We start from the raw sequence: 5,455 nt of genomic DNA on the forward strand, positions 1-5,455 counted from the left end.
GCGACTGTCCTGCCGGTCGGCCGGCCCGTCGGCCCCGGCTCATTTCTCCACGAAGACGATCTCCTCCGGCCCGTGGGTCATCCTCACGGTGTCGCCGTTGACCTCGACGACGTGGTGCATGCCGCTGAACACTTCCGGCTTCCCCTGGAGGTAGAACCTGTCGTCCGAGGCCCCCGCCAGGTAGGCGCGGAAGCAGGAAAGGGAGGGGTCCGACGGGTTGAGGTCCAGGTAGTCCTTCAGCCGGCGGAAGAGCTTCGGGAGGATCACGGCCCCGTCGTCGGCCGTGAGGGAGGGCAGCCCGGTGACCTTCGTCCCGGTGGGGGCCGTGGTCGAGTCCTTCGCCCACACGCCCTTCTTCGCGTCCTGCGCCGCCACGGCCGCGGCGGTGAGGGAGGCGCGCAGAAGCTCCGGGAAGCCGCCGTAGTAGGTCGGGTAGGCCAGGCCCTTCGCGACCAGCTGGTGGTTGGCGGTGTTCTTCAGCGCGCGCTCGTCGACGTCGACCTCGTAGCCGTTGGGGGCCGGCTGGAAGTCCTTGCCGGCCAGGGCGACGCACCGGCCGAAGATGTCGGCGCCGCGGGTGAGGATGTAGCCCGGCACGGCCTCGGGGATGGTACTGATGATCTTTTCGTGTTCGTCCCGGTGGAAGTCGGTGAAGCCGAGCGCCCTCAGCAGCGCGTCCGCGGCCTCGTGCGCCAGGCCCAGGGGCTGGTGCTGCACGCCCGAGGGTGAGCCCTCGTCGCCGTAGTGGGTCTCCAGCGCGTCGATGCCCTCCAGCCGGATCGAGGCGCTGCCGTTCGGCCTCGGTACGACCGGCCTGGAGCCGGGCACGAGTCTCCAGTCGGCGACGTCGTCCGGTGTGAAGTTGACGGTGTCGCCGTCCGGCTTGAGGTTCTTCGCCCGGAAGGTGCCACTGATCAGCAGCATGGACATGGCGGCTCCCACGGGTGTCGGGACGAGGACACGCGGTGCATGCCCCCTGAATCTAGGGACGCCCCGGCCCGCCGGACAACCGCTGTTCGGGCGACAGCAGCAGCAGGGCCACGTCGTCGTGCGGGCCGCCGCCGCTGAAGGCCGCCAGGTCGCGCCAGACCGCCGGGACCAGGCCCGCCGGGTCGCCGGCCAGCACCGGGATGCGGGTGGCCAGGGGGTAGAAGTACCCGGCCGCGTCGCGGGCCTCGGTGACCCCGTCGGTGTGCGCGAGCAGCCGGTCGCCGGGCAGCAGGGGGAATTCGGCCACCGGCGGGCAGACCGGCCCGGCCAGCCCCAGGCCCAGCGGGGGGCCGGGCTCCACCTCGATCTCAAAGACCGCGAAGTCGCGTAGCAGCAACACCGGCGGATGCCCGCACGACACGATGCGTACGAGGTCCAGCCCGGGCGGGAACTCCAGCAGCACCGCCGTCGCGAACAGCTCCGGGTGCGGGGTGGAGTCCGCGGCCGCGTCCGCCGCCAGCCGGCGGTCCAGCCGGGCCGCGACGCCGGTGAGCTCCGCGTCGTCCAGCGCCGCCTCCCGGAAGGCGCCGAGCAGCGCGACCACCGTCCCGACCGCCGTCAGGCCGTGACCCTGCACGTCCGCGACCACCGCCCGCACCCCGTAGGGCCCCGCCCGTACGTCGTACAGGTCGCCGCCGACCAGGGTGCCGCGCTGGGCCGCCCGGTAGAGCCCGGCGCAGCGCACCGGGCCCACCCGTTCCGGCACCGGCGGCAGTACTGCCATCTGGGCGGCCTCGGCGACGGTGCGGACGCTCACGAGCTGGTGGTCCCGGCGCCGCCGCACCCAGGCGATGACCACGCTGAGCAGGCCCACGGTGGCCACCGTGGCCAGGTCGGAACCCTGGGCGTGCCCCACGCCGAGCTCGGGCACGCCGAGCAGGAGGAGCACCAGGGTGGCGAAGACGGCGGTGCCGGCGGCCCCGTAGGAGAAGGCGGCCACGGCGGGCAGGGCGGCCAGGAAGTACCCCAGCTCGATGTTGCCCGGGGTCAGCCACTGGGCGAGGCAGAGCACCACCATGGCCACCGCGGGCGCGAACCGGGCCCAGCGCGGCGGCGGTGTTCCATGGAGGCTGCCCAGGTCCTCCCGTCCGCGTCTCACCCCTCCACCCTGGTACCGGGGCCGGGGGCGCGCACGCCGGGTGGCCCTGGTGGGCGGGGGCCGTGAGAGTGGTGCCGTGACGGATACGCAGAGCGCGGCGATCAGCACCCGGCTGAACTGGCTGCGGGCCGGGGTGCTCGGGGCCAACGACGGGATCATCTCGACGGCCGGCCTGGTGGTGGGCGTGGCCGGAGCCACCACCTCGCGCGCCGCGATCCTCACGGCCGGGGTGGCGGGCCTGCTGGCGGGTGCGCTGTCGATGGCGGCGGGGGAGTACGTGTCGGTCAGCTCGCAGCGGGACTCGGAGCGGGCCTCGCTGGAGGTGGAGCGGCGGGAGCTGGCGCAGGAGCCGGAGGCGGAGCTCGACGAACTCACCGGCCTGCTGATGGACCGGGGCCTGGACCGGGAGCTGGCCCGGGAGGCCGCGGTACAGCTGACGGAGCGGGACGCGCTGAAGGCGCACGCGCGGGTGGAGCTGGGGATCGAGCCGGACCAGCTGGCGAACCCGTGGCACGCGGCGTTCGCGAGCCTGGTCGCCTTCACGGTGGGGGCGGTGCTGCCGTTGCTGGCCATCGTCCTGCCGGGGCCTTCGGGGCGGGTGCCGGTGACGGTGTCGGCGGTGCTGGTGGCGCTCGCGCTGTGCGGGGTGGTCAGCGCGCGGCTGGGCGGGGCCCCGGTGCCGCGGGCGATCCTGCGCAACGTGCTGGGCGGGGCCCTGGCCATGGCCGTCACGTATGCGGTGGGCACCCGCCTGGGTACCTCCTGACCCGCCGTTGCCGCGGGCTCCGCCCCCGGACCCCCGCGCCTCAAACGCCGGCGAGGCTGGGTTTTGCTGCGAGAGCGTTGGCGAGGCTGGGTTTTGCTGCGAGAGCGCCGGCAGCCGGGTTTGCTGCGGCAGCGTTGGAGGGGCTGGGTTTTGCGCCTACAGGCTGGGTTTTGGCGTGACAGCGCCGTCGGGGCCGGGTTTGGCCAGGGCGGCGGCAGACTGAGGGGATGCGTATCGCCCTCACCGGATCTTCCGGACTCATCGGCAAGGCCCTTCTGCGCTCCCTTCACGCCGACGGGCATGAGACCGTCCGCTTCGTCCGGCGCGAGCCCGCCGTGCCCGGCGAAGCGCGCTGGGATCCCCGGAGCGGGTACGTCGACCCCGCCGGGCTCGAAGGCTGCGACGCCGTCGTGCACCTGGCCGGGGCCGGCGTCGGGGACCGGCGCTGGACGGCCGCGTACAAGAAGGAGATCCGCGACAGCCGGGTCCTCGGCACCGCCGCCGTCGCCCGGGCCATGGCCGCCCTCGACGCCCCGCCGCCCGTCCTGGTCTGCGGCTCCGCCATCGGTTACTACGGCGACACCGGCGAGCGGGCCGTCGACGAGGGCGCCCCGGCCGGGGCGGGGTTCCTGCCCTCCGTCTGCGTCGACTGGGAGGCCGCCGCCCGCCCCGCCCGGGACGCCGGGATCCGGACCGTGTTCGCCCGTACCGGGCTGGTGGTCGCGGCCGAGGGCGGGGCCTGGGGCAAGCTGTTCCCGCTCTTCCGCGCGGGCATCGGCGGCCGGCTCGGCAACGGCCGCCAGTACTGGTCGCACATCTCCATGCACGACGAGGTCGCCGCCCTGCGGCACATCATCGACACCCCCGGCCTCACGGGCCCCGTGAACCTCACCGCGCCACAGCCCCTGACCAACCGTGAAGTCACCGCCGCCATGGGCCGCGTCCTGCACCGCCCGACGGTGCTCGCCGTCCCCGCGCCCGCCCTGCGCCTGGTCCTCGGGGAGTTCGCCGGGGACGTGCTGGGCAGTCAGCGCGTCCTGCCGTCCCGCCTGTTGGAGTCCGGCTTCGCCTTCCGCTACCCCGGCATCGAGGAGTCCATCAGGGCGGCGCTGCCCTAGGCGCACCGTCCGATCACGTGCGACCGTTCGTGACCCGGATGCGACCGTCATGCGACCGGAGTTGTGCGCAATACCCCGCCGGACTCGGGTTCTCCTGGAGCCCGTTGGGGGAAGGAGGAACCCCACACAGCCGCGCCGACCTCGGGGAGGGGCACGTGCTCAGCAGCGCACACCATGCCGCACACCATGCGGACGTCGTCATCGTAGGAGCCGGAGTCTCAGGACTCGCGGCCGCACACCACCTGATCGCGGCGGGGGTCACGGTCAGCGTCCTGGAGGGCGCCGGAGATCCCGGAGGCCGGATGGCCACCGACTCGGCCGACGGGTTCCGGCTCGACCGGATCGGCCAGCTCCTCAGCACCACGTACACCGAACCGGCCCGCACCCCCGGCCTGGAGGCGCTGACCCTGCGCCCCTTCGCCCCTGGGGTGCTGGTGCACGGCGCCGACGGCAAACAGCAGAGGGCCGGGGCCCTGACCCCCGCCCGCGCGCTGGCCAGCGGCTCCCTGGACCAGGCCCGGCTCAGCGCCGCCCTCGGACGGCTCGCCGCCCTGCCCGTGGAGCGGCTCCTCGCCCGGCCCGAACGCACCGCACGGACCGCGCTCGGCTCCCGGGGCCTGCCGCCGCGCACCGTCAACGGTGTCCTGCGGCCCCTGCTCTCCGCCCTGCTCCGCGACCCGGAGCTCACCACCTCCAGCCGCGTCGCCGACCTGGCCCTGCGCACCTTCGCCCGGGGCCGGCTCGCCGTGCCCGAGGGCGGCGCGGCCACCCTGCCCGGGCTGCTCGCGGCCGCCCTGCCGCCCGGCACCGTACGCACCGGGGTCCGGGTGCGGTCGGTGGCGACCAACCTCGTCACCACCGAGGAACACGGCGACTTCGGCTGCCGCTCCCTCATCCTCGCGACCGGCGCCCGGGCCGCCGCCGGCCTGCTGCCCGGGCTGCGGATACCCGCCTTCCACGAGGTCACCGTCATCCACCACGCGACCCCCGCCCCCCTGCCCTGGGACGGCTCGCTGCTCCTGGACGCCGACCCCAAGTGGCCCCTCGCGCACACCACCGTGATGAGCGCGGTCGACCCGACCCGGGCCCCGGCCGGCCGCAGCCTGGTCACCACCACCGTGCACGGCCCGCCACCGCCCGCCCGGACGGTCGCCTCCCGCCTGGCCCGGCTCTACGACACCTCGACCCGGGACTGGGAGCTGCTGGCCGTCCACCACACCCCGGAGGCCGTCCCGGCCATGCCCCCGCCGCACGACCCGCGCCGCCCGGTCCGGGTCCTGGCCGGGCTCTACGTGTGCGGGGACCACCGCGACTCCAACACCGTCGACGGCGCCCTGCACTCCGCCCGCCGCGCCGCCACCGCCCTGCTGCGCGACTTCGGCATCCCCGTCCCGGCCCGCCCGGAAGCGGAGGTACGGGCGGCGGCGGCCTGACGCGACCCGAACGCCGGCGGGGCACACCAGCCCCGCCGGCGTTCGAGGC

Annotated in this window: 5 protein-coding genes; 3 read left to right on the top strand and 2 right to left on the bottom strand. The window is 75.0% G+C overall.

Going from position 1 to position 5,455, the window contains the following annotated elements; all coding sequences use genetic code 11:
• Nucleotides 1–39: 39 nt before the first annotated feature.
• On the bottom strand, nt 40–930 hold the full coding sequence (locus ACFV0Q_RS37890; protein WP_385012111.1) for a nuclease: 891 nt from the start codon (nt 928–930) through the stop codon (nt 40–42).
• Nucleotides 931–982: 52 nt separating this feature from the next.
• Complete coding sequence (locus ACFV0Q_RS37895; protein ID WP_385012114.1) at nt 983–2,089, bottom strand: PP2C family protein-serine/threonine phosphatase; 1,107 nt, start codon at nt 2,087–2,089, stop codon at nt 983–985.
• Nucleotides 2,090–2,135: 46 nt separating this feature from the next.
• Here ACFV0Q_RS37895 and ACFV0Q_RS37900 point away from each other — a divergent pair, with 46 nt between their 5' ends.
• From ACFV0Q_RS37900 to ACFV0Q_RS37910, 3 genes are all read left to right on the top strand, one after another.
• Nucleotides 2,136–2,855, top strand: a complete 720-nt coding sequence (locus tag ACFV0Q_RS37900; RefSeq protein WP_385012122.1) for a VIT family protein — start codon at nt 2,136–2,138, stop codon at nt 2,853–2,855.
• 227 nt (nt 2,856–3,082) lie between these two features.
• Nucleotides 3,083–3,973, top strand: coding sequence for a TIGR01777 family oxidoreductase (locus ACFV0Q_RS37905; RefSeq protein WP_385012117.1), 891 nt, complete (start codon nt 3,083–3,085; stop codon nt 3,971–3,973).
• Nucleotides 3,974–4,128: 155 nt separating this feature from the next.
• On the top strand, nt 4,129–5,406 hold the full coding sequence (locus ACFV0Q_RS37910; RefSeq protein WP_385012119.1) for an FAD-dependent oxidoreductase: 1,278 nt from the start codon (nt 4,129–4,131) through the stop codon (nt 5,404–5,406).
• Nucleotides 5,407–5,455 lie beyond the last annotated feature (49 nt).

Origin of the sequence: Streptomyces sp. NPDC059564 (genome assembly GCF_042735575.1) — a bacterium.
GTDB lineage: Bacteria > Actinomycetota > Actinomycetes > Streptomycetales > Streptomycetaceae > Streptomyces.

Coding starts and splice junctions, on each gene's coding strand:
- ACFV0Q_RS37905 (WP_385012117.1), top strand. CDS start 3,083: ATGCGTATCGCCCTCACCGGATCTTCCGGACTCATCGGCAAGGCCCTT.
- ACFV0Q_RS37890 (WP_385012111.1), bottom strand. CDS start 930: ATGTCCATGCTGCTGATCAGTGGCACCTTCCGGGCGAAGAACCTCAAG.